Raw genomic sequence first — 23,580 nt, 5'->3', positions numbered from 1 at the left:
AGTCCATGACAAGTTGCGCATGATAGAAGAAACCTTTCACGTGCGCAATTTTTGTACAGCACTTACGACTGATTAAATCGAAAAACCGGCAGCAGGTAACGCGTCGTTTGTTCAAGAATGGCGTCGTAGTTTTCCGGCTCCAGGGTGCGCCAGAGGCGTTGATACCAGACATCAGCACCTTCACCGCGCATCACCATGTTGCCTTCATACGCCTGTAAGAACTTACTGCGCGCTTTTTGTTGCGTCTCTTCGTCCTGCAAAATCGTGTCGTTTTCAGCGTCGTAGCAGGCTTTAAGCCAGGCACCGCCGCTTTCGGGCATGAACAACAGGGGCGAGCACATCCCCTGACGGTATCCTGCCACTAATTCTGCCAGATACCCCATGGCCGTTTCTGCGGGCAATGCAGCAAAACGCCATTCGTCCCCATTGCGCACAAACAGACGACTTTCTCCCGTTCCGCCACTGGCACAGTAGACAAGATGCTCCAGCCAAAGTTGCATGCCTTGTGAAACGCTAATCAAAGAGGGTCGCCAGCGCAACAGCCCATCTGGCTGAACTTGCGGCAGCCATCCCGTTATGTTGACACCCTCACATTGCAGATCGATTTCCATATTTTGGCTGGGTTGACGGCAGGCAATCACTCGCTCGGCCAGCGTCTGCATTTCCTGGCGCTGCGTATCCCAGGCGATTTCGCCGAACGCGCCATAAGGTAGTTCGCCCGCAGCCCGGTAGCGGCGGTACATGCTGTCGGCGTCCTGCTGTTCGATCAGTACGTTCAGCAGTTGTTGATTGAGCTGATAGCGCGTGAGCCCTTCGAGGGTGAACGGTTCCGCCTCGGGAATTTCGCGCTCTTCGGCGCGAAAATTGACCCGCAGCCGCATCTGGAAAAAGGCGCGCACCGGGTGCTGCCAGAAGCGCTGTAGTTGCTCGAAGGGAACCGACTCAATCTCCTGCGCCGCCAGTGGCTGGATAAACGCCGAATGCGCCTCCCCTTGCTGGCTTGCCGCTGCCAGCCATTCCCGCGCGTAGCTTTGCTGTTCATCGTCCAGGTAATTTCCCGGGTCGAAAGGCATTCGCGTATGCAAATGTGTAATGTGTGCTTTCACGCGCTGCTCGCTTTCATCGCAGTTGAGCTGTTCGTCGCCTTTCAGATAATGACTTTGCCCGATGTAGTCCACCAGCTCCTGCACCAGTACGGAGGGGTAACGCTTGCTGTTATCCTGCACAGAACGGCCGATATAGCTGATATAGAGCTTTTGCTCCGCAGACATGAGCGCTTCGAGGAACAGATAGCGGTCATCATCACGGCGGCTGCGATCACCACGCAGTGGTTTCTGGCTCATCAAATCAAAACCGAGCGGCGCCAGTGTCCGCGGGTAAACGCCGTCGTTCATGCCCAGCAGACAAACTACTTTGAACGGAATGGAACGCATCGGCATCAACGTACAGATGTTGACCGGTCCGGCGAGGAAACGCTGACTGATACGCTGCTGATCCAGACGCTGCGCGAGTTCGTCACGCAATAGCGACAGCGGTACACTTTCGCCATACTGCGCCAGCACGCCCTCAGAAATGATGGCCTGCCACTGTTGTTCGATGAGCGTTATCGCCGCTTCGGTGTCGGCATCCGGCAGGAAAAAGTCGTTGAGCATTTCACGGCAAACTGGCAGCCATTCTTCGAGCGGTCGTTCCTGCGCCAGCCCGCGCCGCCAGAGGTTGAGCTGCATGAGCAGTGACGCCAGATGTCCCACCAGTTCGGCAATCAGCCCGCTGGATTCATCATAAGGCAGCACATCGCGCCACTCCCCTTCGCGGCTCTCCATGGCGTAGCCGAGCAGCATGCGCGTCAGGCCAAAGTGCCAGGTGTGCTGTCCCGTAGCCGGAAGCTCAAGCTCACGAACGTTATCGTCGTCCATTCCCCAGCGCACGCCAGACTCATTCACCCACTGGCGCAAATAGCGCAGCCCTTCTTCATTGATATTGAAACGGGCCGCCAGCACGGGGACATCCAGCAATGCGAGAACATCTTCACTCACAAAGCGGCTGTCCGGTAATGAGAGCAGCGTGATAAATGCCTGCAACGCCGGGTGTGACTGACGGGCGCGACGGTCAGAAATAGCGTATGGCAGATAACGGTCGCCGGTGGCGCTGCCGAATACTGCCTGAATAAACGGGCTGTAGCTGTCGATGTCCGCCACCATGACGATAATATCGCGGGGTGTCAGCGAAGGATCCGCTTCCAGCATCGCCAGCAGGCGATCATGCAACACTTCCACTTCGCGCTGCGGGCTGTGGCAAACCTGCACCGTCAGGCTGCGATCGTCAGGATCCAGTTCGCGTTTGTGCGCACTGGTGGCGAACTCTTCTTCGGTTCGCCCGGCGACCTGCGCGTTACGCAGTTCAAGAACGTCCGACTGCAGGTTATGCAGCAGGTTATCGGGGGGAATATCAACAAACGCGTCGAGCTCTTCGTAACGTTCCAGCCCGGCAAGCAGATATAAATAGTCACGCCCGAGTTTACCCCAGGAAGCCAGCAGCGGGTTGCCGACATCCTGCTCACCTTCGGCGTTAAACAGACCGGGTGCCCGGTCTGGATCGCGAAACAGCGGCAGTTCGCGGGCATCACGATGGCGGCGGCGCTGACGCGCCATTAAACGCGCCAGAAACGCGGGATCTTTAATATCACCCCAGTAGTAGCGACAGGGGTTGGTGAACAGCACGTAAATATCGACATGTTTGCCCAGCGCCTGTAACGCCTGCAAATAGACTGGCGGCAACGCCGAAATGCCGCAAATGAACACTCGCGGCGGCAGCCCGGCAGGCGGCTCAGCGGCGTTTTCCAGGGTATCAATAAAGCGCTGATAAAGACTGGCGCGGTGCCAGAGCGGTTGCCCCAGTTCGGCGGTGTAATTCACCAGCGCTTTCCACAGCGGTGCCTGCCACTGCTGCGCATCTCCCAGCCCGTCAACGCGTTTATCTGCTTCCCATTGTGTTAACCATTCAGGGCGATAAACCAGGTACTGGTCGTAGAGATCGGCAACTCGCGAGGCCAGTTGAAACAGCTTACGTTTATCGGCGTCGTCGGAAAGGTAGTGGTGCAGCGGGGCGAACGCCTCCTGCTCGACCATGCCAGGCAGCAGCGCCATTAACTTCCAACTCATGCCTGATTTATTAAACGCGCTCTCTTTGGGAACGTCCGGCAGGACGCGAACAAACATATCCCAGATAAAACTGGCAGGCAGGGGAAAGTCGATATTCGCCGCGATACCAAAGCGATTTGCCAGTGTCATCTGCAGCCATTGCGCCATGCCGGTACTTTGCACCAGCACCATTTCAGGCTCAAACGGGTCGTCGAGGCGATCCTCCCCGACAATAAACTCCATCAACGCTTCCAGCACATCGAGGCGGTTGGAATGGTACACCCTTAACATATTCGCTCCTGATTACTGACCTGCCGGACAATGTAAGCGCGTCATCTGACTCTGCCTGCCCACTGGACTGGTGATTGTAACTGAGATGCTGACACATCTTTGTGCGGATGTCTGCACACGGTTCACCTTCCAGCCTTCCGGCATCTCGCCGGGCCCCCACTGCGTTTGCTGCCATGCATTGCGCCACAGTTGCCGGTACTGTGCAAGCTGGGTAAATCCAGTAGCAAGCCCACGCTGATAACCTGCTAACGCGCTGACAACCGTTATCATCAGCGCCATCGCCAGTATCACTTCCGGCAGGCTAAACCCCTGCCGGCGATTCAGGGTATCTGACATAGTGCGCTCTCCTTTCGCGGGCAAAAATCGCTCCAGCCATGAGCCGGAAAGCGGAGAGCCGCCTGTTCAAGTGTCGCGGATTGCCAGTAGATGATATCGCCGCTACGGGCGATCAACAGCCCGGTGTTGTCATCCGTAAACCGCAAACAGACCGTGGCGGCAAACGCGGGCGCCGACTGGCACTGCGCCTTCGGATTGGCTTCCCACGGCTGCATCCGCCCCCACTGCAACGCGGATTGCGCGCGGGCGCTGTCCCGCAGCGCCACCTGCTCAAGCGTGACCTGTGCAAGCGTCGTCTGATGCTGACGATTCAGCCCCTGTAACAGCAAAGTTCCCAATATCAGCGTGAGCAGTACCAGCGCCAGCGACGACATCCCGTTTTCACGATTCACAGGTTATACCCCGTCACGCTGTACTGCGCGGAAACCGCCGTCTGCGAATCGGCTATTAACGATGCCACCATGGTTACCGTCAGTTGCGGCGCAAACCCGGAATGCGCTGTACGGGTGATGGCAAAATGGCGGATGTGGAATACACCAGGGTCGGTCATCTTCTCCCAGCCTTTTCCCGTACAGCTGGTTGCGCCACGCAGGGTCTCAAGCGCGCCATTGTTCAGGCGAAATCCGGTACTGTCGGCGTCGGTCACGGGTGAGGTATCCCACACACCGTTGCTGTTGGCGTCCCAGCGGATGATGAGGCATTCGCCATTCCTTTCCAGTTGCAGCGGCTCGCCCTGGCAACGCCCGTTGCAGTACCCGGCGCGTTGCAAATGTTTCGCCACCACGTAAACCCGTTGCCAGATCTCCTCTTCGAGCGCCTGCTGCCGGGTTTGCCGGAGAACCGCGCCTTGCAACGCCGGCAGAAACCGGGATGTGGCGAGCAATAACACGCTGCCAATAGCCATAGCGATCAACACCTCCATCAATGAAAATCCCTGCGATTTTACTGGCATGACGCGCCTCCTGTTCGCTGGCACAACCGGATCCTTCCCCATGCCGACACCGTGATGACCCACTCCCCCGCAGGATTTTCCAGCACAATATGCCCGGCCCAGGCCGTACTGCGTAAACCATAAAAACCAAGCGATGGCGTTATCTCTTTCAGCACGATCTCCGGCCAGGCGGGCAACAGTGTGAAAGGATCGACAGCCGTACACGATTCGCCACTCCGCCTGCGGCTGATCAGACACCAGTGTGCGTTTTCACGCAGGACGCTGAGCGTGTGATCCTGGTTGTGCCAGTTAGCGTCATTGCGCAGGAAAACCAGGTAATCCCGCACCTGCGAGGCGGTCTGCCACAACCGTTGCTGTTGTTGCCAGGACTGCCAGCCATACAGTCCGGCGGCGCTCAGGATCACAATCAGCGTCGTGGCGACAAGCGTTTCAATGAGGGTATAGCCCTGTTCTCGTTTCATGGCGGGAGTATGTGAAGCAAGCGAGGGCAATGCGAATGGCAACGATCTGTTTTACGAGGCGTTATCCACGATTTCGATGGTGTTGCACAGGGTTGCAGGCAAAGCGGAAGCCGCATTCAGCGGATAAAAAAAACCGGCACACACAGGTACCGGTTTTCTGACGTTCGGGGTTAAATGGCGACAGGCGCCTTGATACCCGGGTGAGGATCATAGCCTTCGATGTCGAAATCATCGAAACGATAATCGAAGATGGATGCCGGCTTGCGCTTGATGACCAGCTTCGGCAGCGCGCGCGGTTCTCGGCTCAGTTGCAGGTGCGTTTGTTCCATGTGGTTGCTGTACAGGTGCGTGTCGCCGCCGGTCCAGACAAAATCGCCCACCTCGAGATCGCACTGCTGCGCCATCATATGCACCAGCAGCGCATAGCTGGCGATGTTAAACGGCAGGCCGAGGAAGACATCACAGGAGCGCTGGTACAGCTGGCAGGAGAGCTTGCCATCGGCAACGTAGAACTGGAAAAACGCGTGGCACGGCGCCAGCGCCATTTTGTCCAGCTCGCCGACGTTCCAGGCGGAGACAATGATACGGCGGGAATCCGGGTCGTTTTTGAGCTGGTTCATCACCGTGGTGATCTGATCGATATGGCGACCATCTGGCGTCGGCCAGGCGCGCCACTGTTTGCCATAAACCGGCCCTAAGTTGCCCTGCTCATCGGCCCATTCGTCCCAGATAGAGACGTTATTTTCATGCAGGTAGGCGACATTGGTATCCCCCTGCAGGAACCACAGCAGCTCATGAATAATTGAACGCAGGTGGCAACGCTTGGTGGTTACCAGCGGAAAGCCTTCCTGCAGGTTAAAACGCATCTGGTGACCAAAAATGGAAAGTGTACCGGTGCCGGTACGGTCATTCTTCGGGGTGCCTTCATCAAGCACCTTCTGCATGAGTTCGAGATACTGTTTCATGTTTCCCTCAGGAGACGTGTTGCTGCGGGCGACGGCGGTACGCCCAGACCATCATGATGATACCCGCCAGCACCATTGGGATCGAGAGAATCTGCCCCATACTGATGTACTGTACCCACTCGCCGGTAAACTGCGCGTCTGGCTGGCGGAAAAATTCCACGATGATGCGGAACGCGCCATAGCCAATCAAAAACAGGCCGGAAACCGCCCCGGTCGGGCGTGGTTTGCGGATAAACAGGTTGAGAATGATGAACAGGACAACCCCTTCCAGCGCCAGCTCATATAACTGAGAAGCATGACGCGGCAGCACACCATAGGTGTCGAAGGTCGATTGCCATTCCGGGTGAGACGGCAGCAGCGCGAGATCTTCAGCGCGGGAGCCAGGGAACAACATCGAGAAACGGAAGTTCGGATCGACGCGGCCCCACAGTTCGCCATTGATAAAGTTGCCAAGACGACCACAGCCCAGTCCGAACGGAATCAGCGGCGCAATGAAATCAGAAACCTGGAAGAAGGTACGTTTGGTGCGACGGGCAAAGATGATCATCACAACGATGACGCCAATCAGGCCGCCATGGAACGACATGCCGCCATCCCAGACGCGGAACAGATAGAGCGGATCGTCAAGAAACAACGGGAAGTTATAGAAAAAGACGTAGCCAATGCGCCCGCCGAGGAAAACCCCCAGGAAGCCTGCGTACAGCAGATTCTCGACTTCGTTTTTCGTCCAGCCGCTGCCCGGGCGATTGGCCCGACGCGTCGCCAGCCACATCGCGAAGACAAAACCGACCAGGTACATCAACCCATACCAGTGCAGGGAGACCGGTCCAATGGAAAAAATCACCGGATCAAATTCCGGGAAATGCAGATAGCCACTATTCATCTGTCACCACAAGTACTTGTTATTCCGCCGAAAGTGGGTAGCGGTAGATGCGCGCAGCCGCACGGGTCGGCTGCTCCAAAGGTGCGAATAATAGCACAGGGCAATGCCGGGCGATGCGGCTAAGATGTAAAAGATATGTATAGTCATGCGATGTAATGCCCTCTCCCGTAAAGGAAAGGGCGATACCATCACTAGCGACCGCCGCGGATCAGGCCGCCGAGACCACGACGCTCCATAAACGCCGCAACCTGATGGCGTACTTCTGCCGTTTGTAACGCTTCCAGACCGCGCTGCGCGAGGACCTGCGCCTCTTCCAGCTCGATATGCCGCAGCAGATATTTCACGCGAGCAACGGAACGGCCGTTCATCGACAGATGCCGGAACCCCATACCGAGGAGGATCGTCACACACATCGGATCTCCCGCCATTTCACCGCAGAGACGTAAGTCGATACCGTACTGTTCGGCATCGCGCGCAATAATCGCCAGCGCCCGCAATACCGCCGGGTGGAGACTATCGTAGATGCTTGCCACACGCGTGTTATTGCGATCAACAGCCAGAATGTACTGGGTCAGATCGTTGGTGCCAACGGAGATAAAATCGACGCGGCTCGCCAGATTCGGCAGCATAAACACCATCGACGGCACTTCCAGCATCACGCCAACACGCGGTTTAGGAATGGCGTAGCCGATCATCTCTTCGACTTCGCGCCCGGCGCGGTCGATCAGACGTCGCGCTTCATCCACTTCTTCAATGCTGGTGATCATCGGCAACAGGATGCTGAGATTGCCGGAGGCCGCATTGGCGCGCAGCATGGCGCGCACCTGTACCAGGAAGATCTCCGGCTGATCGAGCGTCACACGGATGCCGCGCCAGCCGAGACAGGGGTTTTCCTCGCTGATAGGCATGTAAGGCAGTTGTTTGTCCGCACCGATATCCAGCGTACGCAGCGTGACAGGTTTGTCGTTGAACATCTGCAACATGCCCTGATACTGCGCCACCTGCTCCTCTTCGGAAGGGAAACCGCTTTGCAGCATGAACGGTATTTCCGTGCGGTACAGGCCGATGCCGTCAATGCGGCTGCCGAGCTTCTGCTCATGTTCCGGGCTGAGACCAGCGTTGAGCATCACCTTGATGCGCTCACCGCTTTTCAGCTCTGCCGGACGATCAACATCATCTTCCGCGATCCGGCTAAGTTCATTTTCTTCGGTGATGAGTCGTTGATATTCCTGCAGCAACACCTGTTCCGGGTCAACCAGCAGTTCACCGCGGTAACCATCGACAATCAGCATACGTCCATGCAGCACCGAGGGTTGGATATCGGCTCCCATTACCGTGGGAATACCGAGCGCGCGGACCATAATGGCGGCATGGGAGTTAGCCGCGCCGTCGCGAACCACCACCCCGGCTAAACGATCCTGTGGCACTTCGGCAAGCGTAGTCGCCGACAGCTCATCCGCCACCAGCACAAAACGCTCTGGCCAGGCATTCGGCCCCTGAATGGAATCATCAAGATGGAAGAGGATCCGCTGGCCGAGCGTGCGCAGATCCCCGGCACGTTCTTTGAGATAACCGTCACTTAGCGCGGCGAACTGCTCGGCAAACCTTTCGATGATCGTTTTAACGGCCCATTCGGCCACTGAACCGTTATCGACTTCTGCGAACAGCTCACGGCGCAGACGGGCGTCAGATAGCAGGTGGGAATAGAGATCAAAAATCGCCGCGGTTTCTTTTTGTGCCCCCGCCGCATAGCGTTTGCTGTAGCGACGAAACTCGTTCGCGGCTTCTTCCAGCGCGCCAGTCAGCCTTTCGCGCTCAAGGCCGGTATCGAGCGTCGAAGCCTGATAAACCTGCTCCATCAGTGGCATTGTCGCGTCCATCCAGCCGGAAGCGATCGCCACGCCGGGCGCGGCCGGTAAGGCGCGGATCCGCGTCTGGCGATACTGACCAAACAGTGCGGTTAACTGCGATTGCGACAGAATCGCCGCCATCTGAGTGGCGAGCGTCACCAGGAATGATTCTTCGCTTTCATCGTACTGACGCAGCTCGCGCTGCTGAACTACTAATACGCCGAGCAGTTGTCGCCGCTGAATAATCGGCACGCCAAGAAATGCGCGAAAACGCTCTTCTTTAACCGAGGGAATATATTTAAAACTGGGGTGTTTGTGGGCATCCGCAAGGTTAATAGGCTCGGCCAGTCGCCCGACCAGCCCGACAATACCTTCATCAAATGCCAGCGTGATAGTGCGCCCGCGCGGTTTTTTTAACCCGCGGGTCGCCATTAAGTAGTAGCAGCGCCGGTCGTGGTCGGCCAGATAAACCGAGCACACTTCAGTTTCCATTGCATGACAGATATCCGTCACCAGAATATCCAGCGCCTCGTTCAGGCGTGGAGCGCTGGCAACCTTCTCAACGATTTCTCGCAACCGGGTGAGCATAATCTGCGTCGCTTAACCTCTTTTACGTCGATAAGCAGGCGCATTTTGCGGCTTCGGCGTACTTTCCGACAGCGACATGACAACGCTTGCGAATTCCTTCATGACCCGGCGGTATACGTCGCGTTTAAACGATACCACCTGACGTACAGGATACCAGTAACTCACCCAGCGCCAGCCGTCGAATTCCGGCGTACTGCTGGTTTGCATATTGACGTCCGCGTCACTGCTGATCAATTGCAAGAGAAACCACTTCTGTTTCTGGCCGATACATACCGGCTTTGTGTCCCAACGCACCAAACGTTTAGGTAATTTGTAACGCAACCAGTTGCGTGTCGAAGCGAGAATGCGCACATCTTTACGGCTCAGACCGACTTCTTCAAACAGTTCCCGGTACATCGCCTGTTCAGCGGACTCCCCCGGGTTGATTCCACCTTGCGGGAATTGCCAGGAGTGCTGACCAAAACGCCGGGCCCACATGACCTGGCCCTGGCGATTGCAGATTACAATCCCTACGTTCGGGCGGTAGCCATCGTCATCAATCACCGGACTACCTCAAAATAAGCTTCAATGTGAATGATTGTTTCATACTACCTGGAAACGGTAAACCACTCTGTTACTGCCTTCGCACCGGATAACAATTGAATAACTCACAGTAAACGTCAGAGTTATAAACAGCGAGCACCACGACAACGGCATTTTATTCACTTTTTCTGTGGATAGAGTTGTGAAGAAGTATGGAATTAACCCGGGAAAACCCGGAGTTATCTGAATAAGTCATTATATACTCTTCACAATAAAATTATTATATTCATCAGGTTAAATGTATTAAATAGCGATTTACATAGCGTAATGTGACGATCATCACAGTGGCGATCCTTTGGTTGATGAAAGATCGAGCAGCGTCGTTTTTATCCACAGATTGTGCCAATAAGTTAGGCACATTTTATCCGAAAATTCGATTTTCGTCGCACGTCAAGGCTGTAAATCAAAACAGTAGTGGGGGTTTTTCCCAGTTATCCCATTTTTCTGTGGATAACTGGGTGTAAGATCCTGTTCATTGTCAGTGACCAGTTTAGGAAAACTTCTTTTGCCGTTTCAGACTGCGTGCCAGAAAACATAAAAAAACCCATATAAATCATTGAATTGGTCTGTTTATCCAAAAACAGGTAAACTCTGCCCACAGCGACAAAAAGTGTCGTCTATTTTTTCGCCAAAAAGGTTTTCGCTATGTCCCAGCTCGTTCCACTCGCTATGCCGCCGCAATCAGAAGCCCAGTTACTCGCTCAGGCGCAACAACTGGCGGGCTTAACGTTAGGTGAGCTGGCGACCCGCGCGGGCCTGCCGACGCCGCTGGATTTGAAGCGGGATAAAGGCTGGATCGGCGTTCTGCTGGAGCGCTGGCTCGGCGCCAGTGCAGGCAGTAAACCCGAGCAGGATTTCGCCGCCCTCGGCGTGGAGCTGAAAACTATCCCGGTAGACCGCAGCGGCCGCCCGCTGGAAACCACGTTTGTTTGCGTCGCTCCGCTCACCGGCAACAGCGGAGTGAGCTGGGAAACCAGCCACGTCCGGCATAAGCTCAACCGCGTGCTATGGGTGCCGGTCGAAGGTGAGCGGGAAATCCCGCTGGCGGAACGGCGTGTCGGGGCGCCACTGCTCTGGAGCCCGAACGAAGAAGAAGAACGGCAGTTACGGATGGACTGGGAAGAGTTAATGGATTTAATTGTGCTCGGTCAGGTGGAACGCATCACCGCCCGACATGGCGAAGTGCTGCAGTTGCGCCCGAAGGCGGCGAACAGCAAAGCGCTCACCGAAGCCATCGGCGCACACGGTGAACTCATTTTTACCCTGCCGCGCGGCTTTTACCTTAAGAAAAATTTCACTGCCGCGCTCCTCGCCCGCCATTTCCTGTTGGGTTAGAGGCAGGCCGAAAAAGGACGTGTATAATAGAGCTTTTCGTTTTGGCAGGACTTAATAGATGTTGTTTGCATGGATAACCGATCCCAACGCCTGGCTGGCGCTGGGTACGCTGACGCTACTGGAAATCGTACTTGGGATCGATAACATTATTTTTCTCTCTCTGGTGGTGGCGAAGCTACCCACCGCACAACGGAACCACGCTCGCCGACTGGGTTTAATGGCGGCGATGATAATGCGCCTCGCGTTGCTCGCCTCCATCGCCTGGGTGGCGAAGCTGACGAATCCTTTATTTGCCGTGTTCGGTCAGGAAATTTCCGCTCGCGATTTAATTCTGCTGCTCGGCGGGCTCTTTCTTATCTGGAAAGCCAGTAAAGAGATCCACGAATCGATCGAAGGCGAAGAAGAAGGACTCAAGACCAACGTCCACTCCTTCCTCGGCGCCATCGTGCAGATCATGTTACTGGATATTATCTTCAGCCTTGATTCAGTGATCACGGCGATAGGCCTGTCCGATCACCTGTTTATTATGATGGCGGCGGTGGTCATTGCCGTTGGGGTCATGATGTTTGCGGCACGCCCGATAGGCGAGTTTGTTGATCGTCATCCCTCCGTCAAAATGCTGGCGCTCTCCTTCCTTATTCTGGTGGGCTTCACGCTGATTCTGGAAAGTTTCGACGTGCATGTGCCGAAAGGATATATCTATTTCGCAATGTTCTTTTCGATTGCCGTGGAAAGTCTCAATCTTATGCGGAATAAGAAAAACCCACTTTAGGCAGCATTTATGCCCCCGAAATGGGGGCTTACATCCATTTTTAAGATTTTACCGCTTTTTACTGACCATTAATCAGGTTATTACTAGACTAACAGGAGTGCGGTCATATAAAGGGGTGAACAATGAAAAAATGGGCGGTTTTGATTTCTGCGGTAGGAATCGCGTTTGCCGTTTCAGGTTGCAGCAGCGATTACGTGATGGCGACCAAAGATGGTCGAATGATCCTGACAGACGGGAAACCTGAAGTTGACGACGATACGGGCCTGATTAGCTATGAAGATCAGCAGGGCAACACCATGCAGATTAACCGCGACGACGTCTCCCAAATTATTAAGCGCTAAAAGAAAAGAGGTCAGCCCCGCTGGCCTTTTTTGATCTTTTTACTTCCACTTTTTCTCCCCCTCTGCCATGTTTATAGACCCTAAATAATTCGAGTTACAGGAAAGCGGCTATGCATTATCACCGTATCCCCCACAGCTCCCTGGAAGTCAGCACACTGGGGCTGGGCACTATGACGTTTGGTGAACAAAACAGCGAAGCCGACGCCCATGCACAGCTCGATTATGCCGTTAGCCAGGGCATTAACCTGATTGATGTTGCAGAGATTTACCCTGTTCCCCCGCGCCCGGAAACTCAGGGGCTGACGGAAACTTTCGTCGGTAACTGGCTGGCGAAACACGGCAGCCGTGAAAAGCTGGTGCTGGCCTCGAAAGTCGCCGGCCCGACGCGCAATAACGACAGCGGTGTTCGTCCCAACCAGGCGCTGGATCGTAAAAATATTCGCGATGCGCTGCATGACAGTCTGAAGCGACTGCAAACCGATTATCTTGATCTCTACCAGCTCCACTGGCCGCAGCGTCCGACCAACTGTTTCGGCAAACTCGGCTATGAGTGGACGGAAACACAGCCGGTCATAACCCTGCTGGAAACGCTGGAAGCGCTGACCGAATTTCAGCGCGCCGGTAAGATCCGCTACATCGGCGTCTCCAACGAAACGCCGTTTGGCGTGATGCGCTACCTGCATCTGGCCGACAAGCATGATCTGCCGCGCATCGTCACCATTCAGAACCCATACAGCCTGCTGAACCGCAGCTTTGAAGTGGGTCTGGCGGAGGTGACGCAGTACGAAGGTGTTGAACTGCTGGCATACTCAAGCCTCGCGTTTGGCACACTGACGGGCAAATACCTGAATGGTGCAAAACCCGCAGGGGCACGCAACACGCTGTTCAGCCGGTTTACCCGCTACAGCGGTGAGCAGGCGCAAAAAGCGGTAGCGGCGTATGTTGATATCGCGAAGCGGCATCAGCTCGATCCGGCGCAGATGGCACTGGCGTTTGTGCGCCGTCAGCCGTTTGTTGCCAGCACGCTGCTGGGCGCCACGACAATGGAACAACTGAAAACCAACGTCGAAAGCCTGCATGTTGAGTTAAGCGACGCGGTACTGACGGAGATTGAAGCGGTGCATAAGGTGTATACCTACCCGGCACCGTAAGCGAGCATTACCCGGCCTGCGGGCCGGGTAATGTAGTATCAGCGACGACGTCCCCAAATCCACAGCGCGGCAATCGCCAGCGCGAACAGCACGCCAAACCCGATACCAACCCCCACGACCGGGATCCCCACTTTTACCGCCAGCGAGTACAGGCCCAGCATCAACAGCATCGCGCCGTTTTCACCGAGATTCTGCACTGCAATCGCATTCCCCGCGCCGACGGTTTGCTTGCCGCGCTCCTGCAACAGCGCATTCAGCGGTACGACAAAGAAACCGCCAAACACGCCGATCAACAGCAACAAGGCATAAGCGGGCAACAACGCATGCTGGAGTGAAAAGACCGCCACTACGATGCCGATCAGGATCCCGGCAGGCATACAGCGGGAGACGGTCTCCAGCGTCACCAGTTTTGCTGCCGCACCGGCACCGACCACAATCCCCACCGCCACCATCGCGTTGAGATAAGTTGGCGTGGCGTTATCGACGATGCCCAACGCCACCGGTACCCACAGCACCAGCAAAAAGCGTAGCGTGACGCCCGCGCCCCAGAACATACTGGTGCCGACGAGGGAAAATCGGGTTTCGCGGTTGCGCCACAGAGAGGCGGTGGCAGAAAAGAAGCTCGCGGTCATCGCCTTAAAGCGCCACGACTGCCCCGGGCGCGCCGCGGGCAGACGGGTGATAAACAGATTTGCCACTACTGCACCCGCGTAAACCAACGCACAGGCACCCAGCGCCGCCAGCACGTGCCAGTCTGCCAGAATCCCGCCGGTGACAGAGCCGAGCAGGATCGCCGCGATGGTCGAGGATTCCATCAGCCCGTTCGCTTTGACCAGTTTATCGCCGGTGGTCAGCTCGCCGAGGATGCCGTATTTCGCCGGCGAATACGCTGCCGCCCCGACACCCACCAGCGTGTAACCAATAAACGGATTCACGCCGAAACAGATGCTGGCCGCGCCGACCAGTTTCAGGCCGTTGGCGAACATCATCACCCGGCCTTTGGCGAAGCTGTCCGCCACCTGGCCGACAAAGGGCGCAAACAGGATGTAAGCGCCCACAAACACCATTTGCAGCACCGGCTGGCTCCAGTCGGGGTAGAACTGTTCCTTCATGAGCGCCAGCGTGGCGAATAGCAGTGCATTGTCACCGAATGCCGAAAGAAATTGTGCGCAAATAACGGCCATCATCCCTTTCGACCACAGCGAGGTGTTAGTGTGCACTGACTCACTCATCGTGTTGTTCCGCCTCTTCAACCCTGGTTTTCAACGTGACAAAATCCGGCTTACCACTGCCCAGCACTGGCAGTTGTTTCTGGTAACGAATGTCTCGCGGCACCGCCAGTTCCGGGATACCATGCGCGCGGGCATACTGCTGGAGTTTGTCACGGCTCAGTTCATTATCGGTGGTAAACAGCACCAGTGCTTCGCCTTTGCTGGCGTCGGTCTTAATGACCGTGGCATGCATCTTGTCAGGGGAGACCGCCATCGCCATCTGTTCAACCACTTCCAGAGAAACCATCTCTCCGGCAATTTTGGCAAAGCGTTTGGCCCGCCCCTGAATCTGCACGAATCCTTGTTCATCAAAGGTGACGATATCGCCGGTGTCATACCAACCAGTCTCCACTTCTCCGTGCTGATTTTCCGCCGACGGTGCTTCCAGTACGCCCGGATTTTCAACCCGCAGATAGCCGTTCATGATGTTCGGCCCTTTCAGTTGCAGGCGACCGCCCTCGTCGATTCCCGGCACCGCCAGTAACCGCGCGTCCATTCCGGGCAAAATGCGGCCCACGGTGTGCGGTTTTGCCGCCATCGGCACGTTAATGGAGACCACTGGCGCACATTCGGTCACGCCGTAACCTTCCAGCACCCGCAAGCCGAACTTGTCCTGCCATAGCTGGCGCGTGCTCTCCTGCAATTTCTCCGCACCGGCCACCACATAGCGAATGCGGAAGAAATCATACGGATTGGCGAAACGCGCATAGTTGCCAAGGAATGTTGAGGTACCAAACATCACGGTACAGTTGCGGTCATAGACCAGTTCCGGCACCACGCGATAGTGCAGCGGGCTGGGGTACAGGAACACTTCGGCACCGGTCAGCAGCGGGGTAAACAGCCCGACAGTCAGGCCGAAAGAGTGAAACAGCGGCAGCGCTGACATAAAACGGTCTTTCGCCGTAAAATCGGCAATGGCTTTGATCTGCTCAACGTTCGCCAGAATGCTTTTATGGCTGTGCACCACGCCTTTTGGGTGCCCCTCCGAGCCGGAGGTAAACAGGACGATCGCCGCCTCTTCCGGCTGCTGTTTCACCTGCGCCAGCCGCGGCATCAGCAGCCGCGAAAAGATCCACAGTTTGTCCGCCGTGGTGACGTCGCCTTTCAGATCTTCAAGGAACACCCAGCGCACCTGCGTCAGTTGTTCCGTCAGCGGCCACAGTTTGCCCTTATCAAGGAACATCCGTGAGGTAAAAATAGTGTTGATTTCAGCGGCGGTAATTGCGCTGGTAAGCCCTTTCACGCCCGCGGTGTAGTTCATCATCGCCGGAATACGCCCGCGCGCCACCGCACCGAAAATCACCGCCGCGCTGATACCCGCGTTGGGCAGCATCAGACCAATCCGCTCCCCCGGCGCGCTGTACTTTTCGAGGATACGGCCAACGAACAGCGTTTTGGTCAGCAGCTTGCGGTAGGTATCGGGCTGAAAATTGATATCTTCCACGCAGTTTTTGCGCGCGCCGAAACGGGACTGCGCCGACAGCAGCGCCTCATACAGCGTTTCACGCGGACGCACTGCCATCCGGGCTTCCATCATGATCTGATGCAACATTTCGCCAGCGATTTTGCGGCGGTCACGGGCACGCGGCGCCTCGGGCATCGGGATGCGGGTCGGCGGCAGGATATGCAAGTGAATACGCGGGAACAGGCGCTGTTTCACCAGCCCTTTCAGGCGGCTGAAATAGGTTAACTCGGCGCCTTCAATGCGTACCGGCACGATGGTCGCATTGGATTTTGCCGCCACGAACGCCGCGCCATCGTAGATTTTCATCAACGAGCCGGTGACAGAAATACGCCCTTCCGGGAAAATAACCACCGGACGCCCCTGCTCGATTAGCCGTACCAGATGCTTGATGGTCATCGGTTTCGTCGGGTCGAGGGGAACAAAGTCGATAATCGGCGTCAGCCAGCGCATAAACCACTTTTCGCTGATCGAGGTATAGACGGCAAACACCGGGCGGATCGGGAGAAACAACGCTAGCAAAATGCCATCAATAAATGAGACATGGTTAGGCGTGATCAACACTTTATACTGGTAAAGCGCGTCTGTGTTACCCGTCATCCTGGCGCGGAAGAGCACCCGACACAGTAGCCGAAAGAATCCAAAAAGCATATCAACTCCATTTGCCTGACGAAGATTTCAATGAAGGTTACACGAGAAGGCCGGGGAAATGCAGCGGACAAGCGGATTTTTGGGCAAAAAAAACCTGCGCGTCTGCGCAGGTCGGTGCAAGAATAAAGTACAAAACGTGTACTGAAGAATCTCACCAATCAATACCTCTGGGACGATCAGAGTAACAATCCGCCCGGTGAGACCTCCAGAGAACATTCGCAACAGCCCTTCGCAAAGTGTAACTAAAGGTTTGAATTCACTTTTCCCGGTTTCAATTACCACTAACGAGCCGTGTAACGATTACACCGAAGAGACGGCGACGGCGTCACATTTGTACAATGGTTCCACCCCTTTCCCTTGAACCCTGCCCCTTTTTCCGTAACACTGTGTTGGTGTAAACGTTTTCCCATAAGAAGGCATACTATGGCGACAATAAAGGATGTAGCCAGGCTCGCAGGTGTTTCTGTCGCCACTGTTTCCCGCGTCATCAACCACTCTCCAAAAGCCAGCGACAGCTCGCGGCAGGCCGTATTGTCGGCGATGGAAGAGCTCAGCTACCACCCGAACGCCAATGCCCGCGCGCTGGCTCAGCAATCGACAGAAACGGTTGGGCTGGTCGTTGGGGACGTCTCCGACCCGTTTTTTGGCGCGATGGTCAAAGCCGTCGAACAGGTGGCTTACAACACGGGTAATTTTTTGCTGATCGGCAATGGTTACCATAATGAGCAGAAAGAGCGTCAGGCTATTGAGCAGCTCATTCGTCATCGCTGCGCTGCGCTGGTCGTGCATGCCAAAATGATCCCCGATGACGAACTGATCGGCCTGATGAAACAGATCCCCGGTATGGTGCTGATCAACCGCATTCTGCCTGGCTTTGAAAAGCGCTGCGTTGCACTCGATGACCGCTACGGCGCCCATCTGGCCACCCGCCATCTGATTCAGCAAGGGCACACCCGCATCGGCTACATTTGCTCCAACCACCCCATTTCAGATGCGGAAGATCGCCTGCAGGGTTACTACGACGCCCTCAAAGAGAGCGGGCTGCCATGTCAGGATCGGCTGGTGACATTCGGCGAGCCGGACGAAAGCGGCGGCGAACAGGCAATGATGGAACTGTTAGGCCGTGGCAGAAACTTCACCGCTATCGCCTGTTACAACGACTCGATGGCCGCTGGCGCGATGGGCGTGCTGAACGATAATGGCATTGATGTGCCCGGTGATATTTCGCTGATTGGTTTTGATGACGTGCTGGTGTCGCGCTATGTGCGCCCGCGTCTGACTACCGTGCGCTACCCGATCGTCACGATGGCGACACAGGCCGCTGAACTGGCGCTGGCGCTGGCCGAGAAACGCCCACTACCTGAAGTGACACACCTGTTTAACCCAACGCTGGTGCGCCGTCACTCAGTGCTGGCACCTGCCGATGGCGAAAGATCGTAACGATAAAGATGCACGGCGGTGGCCGGGTAATCCAGGCCATCGCCGAGGTATTGCCAGCCGAAGCGCTCGTAAAAATCCCGACAGGCCGAGTACAGATGCAACTGCGCGTAACCTTTCTCGCGGGCATAGTCGATAACGTAGCGCTGAAGTTTTCCCGCCAGCCCCGCACCGCGCGCCGTCTCAGCAACATACAACGCCGCCATCCATGGCCACAAATCCTGACGGCTGATTAAATCGCAGCGCCATAGCCCCACGGTACCCAGCAGCGTGTCACCCTCGGTGGCGATGAACGTTAGCGGTAGCGCGTCCGGCGTCTGGCTGTGGCGAATAATGCTGGCGAAAAATTCCCTCGGCAGCGGATCGCCGAAAGCCTGCCAGAGCCAGTCGGTTACCTGCTCTGCATGGTGAGGCGCGTCATAAAGCGGCTGGATTTTCACATCATCTCCTGGGGAAACGCGGGTCTGAGAGTGGCCAGTTTAGCAAACTTTCCGAAACCATCATCGCGACGTTTGGCGTCTCATCGCCGTGATTTCACAGCAAAAAGCGTGATCTTAGTCGTTTTTTAACACTTGAGGAATGGCTTATGCGCCCGACAGCCTGTGATAGACTATCCATCATTTCGTGGAATCAGGGATCTACAATGGCAACAATGCTGGATGTCTCACTGCGCGCTGGCGTGTCGAAAGCGACCGTATCCCGCGTACTGAACGGCACAGGTCAGGTGAAAGAGAGCACCCGTCAGCAGGTATTTAAGGCGATGGAGGAGCTGGGCTATCGACCCAACTTTCTGGCACGATCTCTGGCTAACCGAACCAGCAACAGCATTGGCCTGGTGGTTTCCACCTTCGACGGCTTCTATTTTGGCCGTTTGCTGCAACAGGCGTCGCGGCAGACGGAATCCCACGGTAAACAGTTGATCGTCACCGACGGTCACGACACTCCGGAGCGGGAAGAGCAGGCAGTGCAGATGCTCGCCGACCGGCAGTGCGATGCCATCATTCTCTATACCCGCTACATGAGCGAAAAAGCGATCATGGCGCTGGTGGAGTCGATCCCGATGCCACTGGTGGTGATCAACCGCGATGTGGCGCAGGCCAGAGACCGCTGCGTGTTCTTCGAACAGCAGGATGCCGCGTTCCAGGCGGTGGAATATCTCATCTCACAGGGCCATCGTGACATCGCCTGCATCACCGTGCCCATTCACACACCGACCGGGAAAGCACGTCTGGAAGGTTACCGCAACGCGCTGAAAAAACACGGCATTCCGTGGGATGCGGCGAAAGTGAAATACGGCGATTCCAGCATGACGCGCGGTTATGAACTGTGCCGCGAACTGCTGGACGACAACACCCGCTTCAGCGCCCTCTTCGCCTGTAACGACGACATGGCGCTGGGAGCGTCAAAAGCGCTGCACCAGGCGGGGCTGCACATTCCGCAGGATATTTCCCTGTTCGGTTTCGACGATGCGCCAAGCGCAAAATGGCTGGAGCCGGGGTTGTCGACGGTCTATTTGCCCATCGACAACATGATTGTGACGGCCATTGAACAGGCGATTAAGCTCGCGAACCATCAACCGATCGAAACGATCCCGCCGTTCACCGGTACGCTGGTGCTGCGGGATTCGGTGACCGTCGGGCCTTACAACAGCTCCAGCGCCATCAATTCCTGAATGGTCTGACGACGACGGATCAACCGCGCTTTGCCACCGTCAAACAGCACTTCCGGCAGCAGCGGACGGCTGTTGTAGTTGGATGACATTGACGCGCCATACGCCCCGGTATCGTGCAGCACCAGATAATCCCCCGGAACGACGGCGGGCAACGGGCGGGTTTCCACTTTGCCGCCTTCCTGCTGGGTAAAGACGTCCCCCGATTCGCACAGCGGTCCGGCCACCACGGTGTCAATCAGCGGCGCATGGCGCAAATCGCGACCATCCGCCGGTAACGCCGAAATATGGTGATAACTGCCGTACATCGCCGGGCGCATCAGATCGTTAAAGCCCGCATCGATCAGCACAAAGTGACGGCGCCCCATCGTTTTCACGCTGCGAACCTGCGCCACCAGTACACCGGCTTCCGCCACCAGGAAACGACCCGGTTCAATCTCCAGTTTCACCGGATGACCAAGGTGCTTCGCGATTTTCTCCCGCGCGGCGTTCCACAGACCATAGTAGTGCTGTGTGTCGATGGTTTCGTCCCCTTCACGATAAGGGATGGAAAGCCCGCCACCGGCGGAGATGGCGTCCAGATCCTGCCCAAAGGCAAGCACCTGTTCCACCATCGCGCCGCATACCTGCTCAAGATGCGCATAATCCACGCCGGAACCGATATGCATATGAATGCCCACCAGCTTCAGTTGATAGCGTTGGATCGCCGCCAACGCCAGCGGCAGATCGCTGTGCCAGATCCCGTGTTTGCTGTTCTCGCCGCCGGTGTTGGTCTTCTGGCTGTGACCATGCCCGAAGCCTGGGTTGATGCGTAACCAGACGCGATGTCCCGGCGACGCGGCACCCAGTTGTTCGAGCATATCCACCGAACCGGCGTTGACCGGGATCCCCAGCTCCGCCACCCGTGCCTGGGTTTCGTTATCCAGCACGTCAGCGGTAAACACGATGTCATCCGGGCGGGTTTTCGGATCAAACCCCGCCACCAGCGCACGTTCGATTTCGCCCAGCGACACGGAATCCACCTTCACGCCCTGCTCACGCATCAGTTGTAAAATATGCACGTTGGAGCAGGCTTTCTGCGCAAAACGCACCACATCAAACTGACTGAGCTGGGCGATTTGCTGGCGGATAATCTGCGCGTCATATACCCAGACCGGGCAACCAAATTCCGCGGGCAAGCGCAGCAGGTTTTCTGCATTAAGGCTGGTATCGGTGTTGTACAGTGGGCGTGGCATGGCGAACTCCGGGTATCAATCAATAATAAATTCTCCCGATTACGCCATAAAACGAAGGCAATAAAAAATATCGTTTTATCGCCAGTCTATGCAAAAATGATATGGATTACGTTCTCACAGGAGTTTCCCATGGCGACGGTCAACCTGCGTCATATTGAAATCTTTCATGCGGTGATGACTGCGGGCAATCTGACCGAGGCGGCGCGTCTGCTGAATACCTCGCAGCCCACCGTCAGCCGTGAGCTGGCGCGCTTTGAAAAAGTGCTGGGATTAACCCTGTTTGAGCGCTCGCGTGGCCGTCTGCACCCAACAGTGCAAGGGCTACGGTTGTTCGAGGAAGTGCAGCGCTCATGGTACGGGCTCGACAGGATCATCAGCGCCGCAGAAGGGCTGCGCGAGTTTCGCCAGGGCGAACTCTCCATCGTCTGTCTGCCGGTCTTTTCGCAATCCTTTTTACCCGCGCTATTACAGCCTTTTCTGGCGCGTTATCCCGAGGTAAGTCTGCAAATTGTGCCGCAGGAATCGCCGTTACTGGAGGAGTGGCTTTCCGCCCAGCGCCATGATCTGGGCTTAACGGAAACCTTACAGACGCCCGCCGGAACGGAACGCACACCGCTACTGACGCTAAATGAAGTCTGCGTATTACCGCACAATCACCCGCTGGCGGCCAAAACCGAGCTGACGCCAGCGGATTTTCATGGCGAAAATTACATCAGTCTGTCGCGCACTGACAGTTACCGTCAGCTACTTGACTCGCTGTTTACCGAGCATCAGGTGAAGCGGCGAATGGTGGTGGAAACGCACAGCGCGGCATCGGTATGCTCGCTGGTGCGGGCTGGCGCAGGGATCTCAGTGGTCAACCCGATGACCGCCCTCGACTATGCCGCCAGCGGCGTGGTTGTGCGCCGCTTCAGCGTGGCGGTGCCGTTTACCGTGAGCCTGATTCGCCCGCTCCACCGACCCGCCTCGGCGCTGGTCGAGGCCTTTTCGCAGCACTTACAGGCTCACCTGTCGTTGATCACGCAACCGCTGGACGCGGTGCTGAACCACGCTACGACAGCATAAATTCGACGGCATCCGCGGCATGGATCGCTGCGGTATCAAAAACTGGCACCGGGCTTTGTTCCACCGGCACCAGCAGGCCAATTTCGGTGCAGCCGAAGATCACCCCTTCCGCGCCCTGCAGCGCCAGCCGTTCAATCACTTTCAGGTACCTGTCGCGTGATGGCTGCGTGAAACTGCCGAGGCACAGCTCTTCAAAAATGATGCGGTTGATCTGCTCGCGCTCGCTGGCGTCGGGGATCAACGTTTCCAGTCCGAATTCGGATTCCAGCCGCCCGCGATAAAAATCCTGTTCCATGGTGTAGCGGGTGCCGAGTAGCGCCACGCGCGTCATCCCCTGTTTTGCAATCGCCCGCCCGGTCGCATCGGCGATATGCAAAAAAGGCACGGCACAGCGCGATTCAACGGCATCTGCGACTTTGTGCATCGTATTAGTACAGAGCACAATCCCTTCGGCGCCCGCCTTTACCAGCCCCTGCGCGGCATCGGCCAGCATCTCGCCAGCTTTATCCCACTGATTACTCGACTGGCAAACTTCAATCTCATGGAAATCGACGCTATGCAGCACGATTTTCGCCGAATGCAGCCCACCGAGTTGCTGCTTAATACCTTCATTGATCAGGCGATAATAAGGAATGGTTGATTCCCAACTCATGCCGCCCAGTAATCCAATCGTTTTCATCCGTAAACCTCACCATGTCATTCCATCCAGTGAAACAAAATGAGGGAGGATTTTCCAGCGAATAAAATGCCGGGCCGCGGCGGATCTGGTGTTTTAGAGAATATGAGAGTCTGGAGAAGGGTTCCGTTCACTTCCAGTGTATTGCCACTCTGAAACCGCAATACCTGTGAACGTGTTAAGGGTGCTCGTCGCCGCACCCTTAACAATCCCGGCTCCCGGCAGGAAAATTGCCGCTTCGCGGTTCCCTCCGCTTATTCCTCCAGGCGGCCGGGCCGGGCGTGAGCCTGCATCCATGCAGGCCACACCCTAAGCCCGCATCCCTGCGGGCTTTCCCTGCCTTACGGAAACACGTCGGCAATTTTCGGCCGGACCCGCCACACTTCGGCATCGGCGCGATTAATGATTTTTTCTTTTAGCGAATCTTCCTGGCATTAATGAGCAGTGTGGTTTCAGAGGAGCAGAGC

General features: G+C 56.3%; 21 protein-coding genes. 7 read left to right on the top strand and 14 right to left on the bottom strand.

Annotation, left to right across the window (positions count from 1 at the left end; all coding sequences use genetic code 11):
• Window positions 1-62: 62 nt before the first annotated feature.
• From recC to rppH, 9 genes are all read right to left on the bottom strand, one after another.
• Window positions 63-3,431, bottom strand: coding sequence for an exodeoxyribonuclease V subunit gamma (gene recC / locus QMG90_RS05295; RefSeq protein ID WP_283282900.1), 3,369 nt, complete (start codon window positions 3,429-3,431; stop codon window positions 63-65).
• 12 nt (window positions 3,432-3,443) lie between these two features.
• Entirely contained in the window at window positions 3,444-3,767 is a 324-nt protein-coding gene (locus tag QMG90_RS05290) for a prepilin-type N-terminal cleavage/methylation domain-containing protein (RefSeq protein WP_283282899.1), read from the bottom strand.
• Complete coding sequence (locus QMG90_RS05285) at window positions 3,752-4,159, bottom strand: DUF2509 family protein (RefSeq protein ID WP_283282898.1); 408 nt, start codon at window positions 4,157-4,159, stop codon at window positions 3,752-3,754. Before QMG90_RS05285 ends, QMG90_RS05290 begins: the two co-directional genes overlap by 16 nt.
• Window positions 4,156-4,719, bottom strand: coding sequence for a prepilin peptidase-dependent protein (locus QMG90_RS05280; protein WP_283282897.1), 564 nt, complete (start codon window positions 4,717-4,719; stop codon window positions 4,156-4,158). Before QMG90_RS05280 ends, QMG90_RS05285 begins: the two co-directional genes overlap by 4 nt.
• Window positions 4,710-5,180, bottom strand: coding sequence for a prepilin peptidase-dependent protein (locus QMG90_RS05275; protein WP_283282896.1), 471 nt, complete (start codon window positions 5,178-5,180; stop codon window positions 4,710-4,712). The genes QMG90_RS05280 and QMG90_RS05275 overlap by 10 nt, the downstream gene beginning before the upstream one ends.
• Window positions 5,181-5,350: 170 nt before the next feature.
• Window positions 5,351-6,145: a thymidylate synthase gene (gene thyA / locus QMG90_RS05270; RefSeq protein ID WP_283282895.1), complete on the bottom strand. Its 795-nt coding sequence runs from the start codon at window positions 6,143-6,145 to the stop codon at window positions 5,351-5,353.
• A gap of 7 nt (window positions 6,146-6,152) precedes the next feature.
• Window positions 6,153-7,028 carry a prolipoprotein diacylglyceryl transferase gene (gene lgt, locus QMG90_RS05265; protein WP_283282894.1) on the bottom strand — a complete coding sequence of 292 codons (876 nt, stop codon included), beginning with the start codon at window positions 7,026-7,028 and terminating at the stop codon, window positions 6,153-6,155.
• Between the two features lie 191 nt (window positions 7,029-7,219).
• Window positions 7,220-9,466 (bottom strand): phosphoenolpyruvate--protein phosphotransferase, encoded by a 2,247-nt coding sequence (gene ptsP, locus QMG90_RS05260; protein ID WP_283282893.1) that lies wholly within the window; start codon window positions 9,464-9,466, stop codon window positions 7,220-7,222.
• Window positions 9,467-9,478: 12 nt separating this feature from the next.
• Entirely contained in the window at window positions 9,479-10,009 is a 531-nt protein-coding gene (gene rppH / locus QMG90_RS05255) for an RNA pyrophosphohydrolase (RefSeq protein WP_038157812.1), read from the bottom strand.
• Window positions 10,010-10,693: 684 nt separating this feature from the next.
• Between rppH and mutH the strand changes: the two genes are divergently transcribed.
• The 4 genes from mutH (at window position 10,694) to QMG90_RS05225 (ending at window position 13,647) form a co-directional block, all read left to right on the top strand.
• The gene (mutH, locus tag QMG90_RS05240; RefSeq protein WP_283282891.1) at window positions 10,694-11,383 is read left to right on the top strand and encodes a DNA mismatch repair endonuclease MutH; all 690 of its coding nucleotides are present in this window, start codon (window positions 10,694-10,696) and stop codon (window positions 11,381-11,383) included.
• A gap of 58 nt (window positions 11,384-11,441) precedes the next feature.
• Window positions 11,442-12,155 (top strand): TerC family protein, encoded by a 714-nt coding sequence (locus QMG90_RS05235; RefSeq protein ID WP_283282890.1) that lies wholly within the window; start codon window positions 11,442-11,444, stop codon window positions 12,153-12,155.
• Between the two features lie 122 nt (window positions 12,156-12,277).
• A complete protein-coding gene (locus tag QMG90_RS05230; RefSeq protein ID WP_049850459.1) occupies window positions 12,278-12,496 on the top strand; it encodes a YgdI/YgdR family lipoprotein in 219 nt (72 codons plus the stop codon).
• Window positions 12,497-12,606: 110 nt separating this feature from the next.
• Complete coding sequence (locus tag QMG90_RS05225; protein ID WP_283282889.1) at window positions 12,607-13,647, top strand: NADP(H)-dependent aldo-keto reductase; 1,041 nt, start codon at window positions 12,607-12,609, stop codon at window positions 13,645-13,647.
• 38 nt (window positions 13,648-13,685) lie between these two features.
• Here QMG90_RS05225 and lplT read toward each other — a convergent pair whose 3' ends face one another.
• Both lplT and aas read right to left on the bottom strand, forming a co-directional pair.
• Window positions 13,686-14,879, bottom strand: a complete 1,194-nt coding sequence (gene lplT / locus QMG90_RS05220) for a lysophospholipid transporter LplT (protein ID WP_283282888.1) — start codon at window positions 14,877-14,879, stop codon at window positions 13,686-13,688.
• A complete protein-coding gene (gene aas / locus QMG90_RS05215) occupies window positions 14,872-17,031 on the bottom strand; it encodes a bifunctional acyl-ACP--phospholipid O-acyltransferase/long-chain-fatty-acid--ACP ligase (RefSeq protein ID WP_283282887.1) in 2,160 nt (719 codons plus the stop codon). The genes lplT and aas overlap by 8 nt, the downstream gene beginning before the upstream one ends.
• A gap of 423 nt (window positions 17,032-17,454) precedes the next feature.
• Here aas and galR point away from each other — a divergent pair, with 423 nt between their 5' ends.
• Window positions 17,455-18,471: an HTH-type transcriptional regulator GalR gene (galR, locus tag QMG90_RS05210; protein ID WP_283282886.1), complete on the top strand. Its 1,017-nt coding sequence runs from the start codon at window positions 17,455-17,457 to the stop codon at window positions 18,469-18,471.
• Here galR and QMG90_RS05205 read toward each other — a convergent pair.
• Entirely contained in the window at window positions 18,432-18,908 is a 477-nt protein-coding gene (locus QMG90_RS05205) for a GNAT family N-acetyltransferase (protein WP_283282885.1), read from the bottom strand. The two genes, galR and QMG90_RS05205, sit on opposite strands and share 40 nt — an antisense overlap.
• 203 nt (window positions 18,909-19,111) lie before the next feature.
• On the opposite strand from QMG90_RS05205, the gene QMG90_RS05200 reads away from it, so the two are divergent.
• Window positions 19,112-20,140 carry a LacI family DNA-binding transcriptional regulator gene (locus QMG90_RS05200; protein WP_283282884.1) on the top strand — a complete coding sequence of 343 codons (1,029 nt, stop codon included), beginning with the start codon at window positions 19,112-19,114 and terminating at the stop codon, window positions 20,138-20,140.
• Here QMG90_RS05200 and lysA read toward each other — a convergent pair.
• Window positions 20,110-21,372 carry a diaminopimelate decarboxylase gene (gene lysA / locus QMG90_RS05195; RefSeq protein ID WP_283282883.1) on the bottom strand — a complete coding sequence of 421 codons (1,263 nt, stop codon included), beginning with the start codon at window positions 21,370-21,372 and terminating at the stop codon, window positions 20,110-20,112. The two genes, QMG90_RS05200 and lysA, sit on opposite strands and share 31 nt — an antisense overlap.
• A gap of 129 nt (window positions 21,373-21,501) precedes the next feature.
• Between lysA and QMG90_RS05190 the strand changes: the two genes are divergently transcribed.
• Complete coding sequence (locus tag QMG90_RS05190; protein WP_283282882.1) at window positions 21,502-22,437, top strand: LysR family transcriptional regulator; 936 nt, start codon at window positions 21,502-21,504, stop codon at window positions 22,435-22,437.
• Here the strand turns inward: QMG90_RS05190 and QMG90_RS05185 are convergent.
• Window positions 22,424-23,116: an aspartate/glutamate racemase gene (locus QMG90_RS05185; protein ID WP_283282881.1), complete on the bottom strand. Its 693-nt coding sequence runs from the start codon at window positions 23,114-23,116 to the stop codon at window positions 22,424-22,426. The genes QMG90_RS05190 and QMG90_RS05185 overlap by 14 nt on opposite strands.
• Window positions 23,117-23,580 lie beyond the last annotated feature (464 nt).

Origin of the sequence: Trabulsiella odontotermitis (assembly GCF_030053895.1) — a bacterium.
GTDB classification, from domain to species: domain Bacteria; phylum Pseudomonadota; class Gammaproteobacteria; order Enterobacterales; family Enterobacteriaceae; genus Trabulsiella; species Trabulsiella odontotermitis_C.
This window is presented reverse-complemented; position numbering and strand designations above follow the sequence as displayed.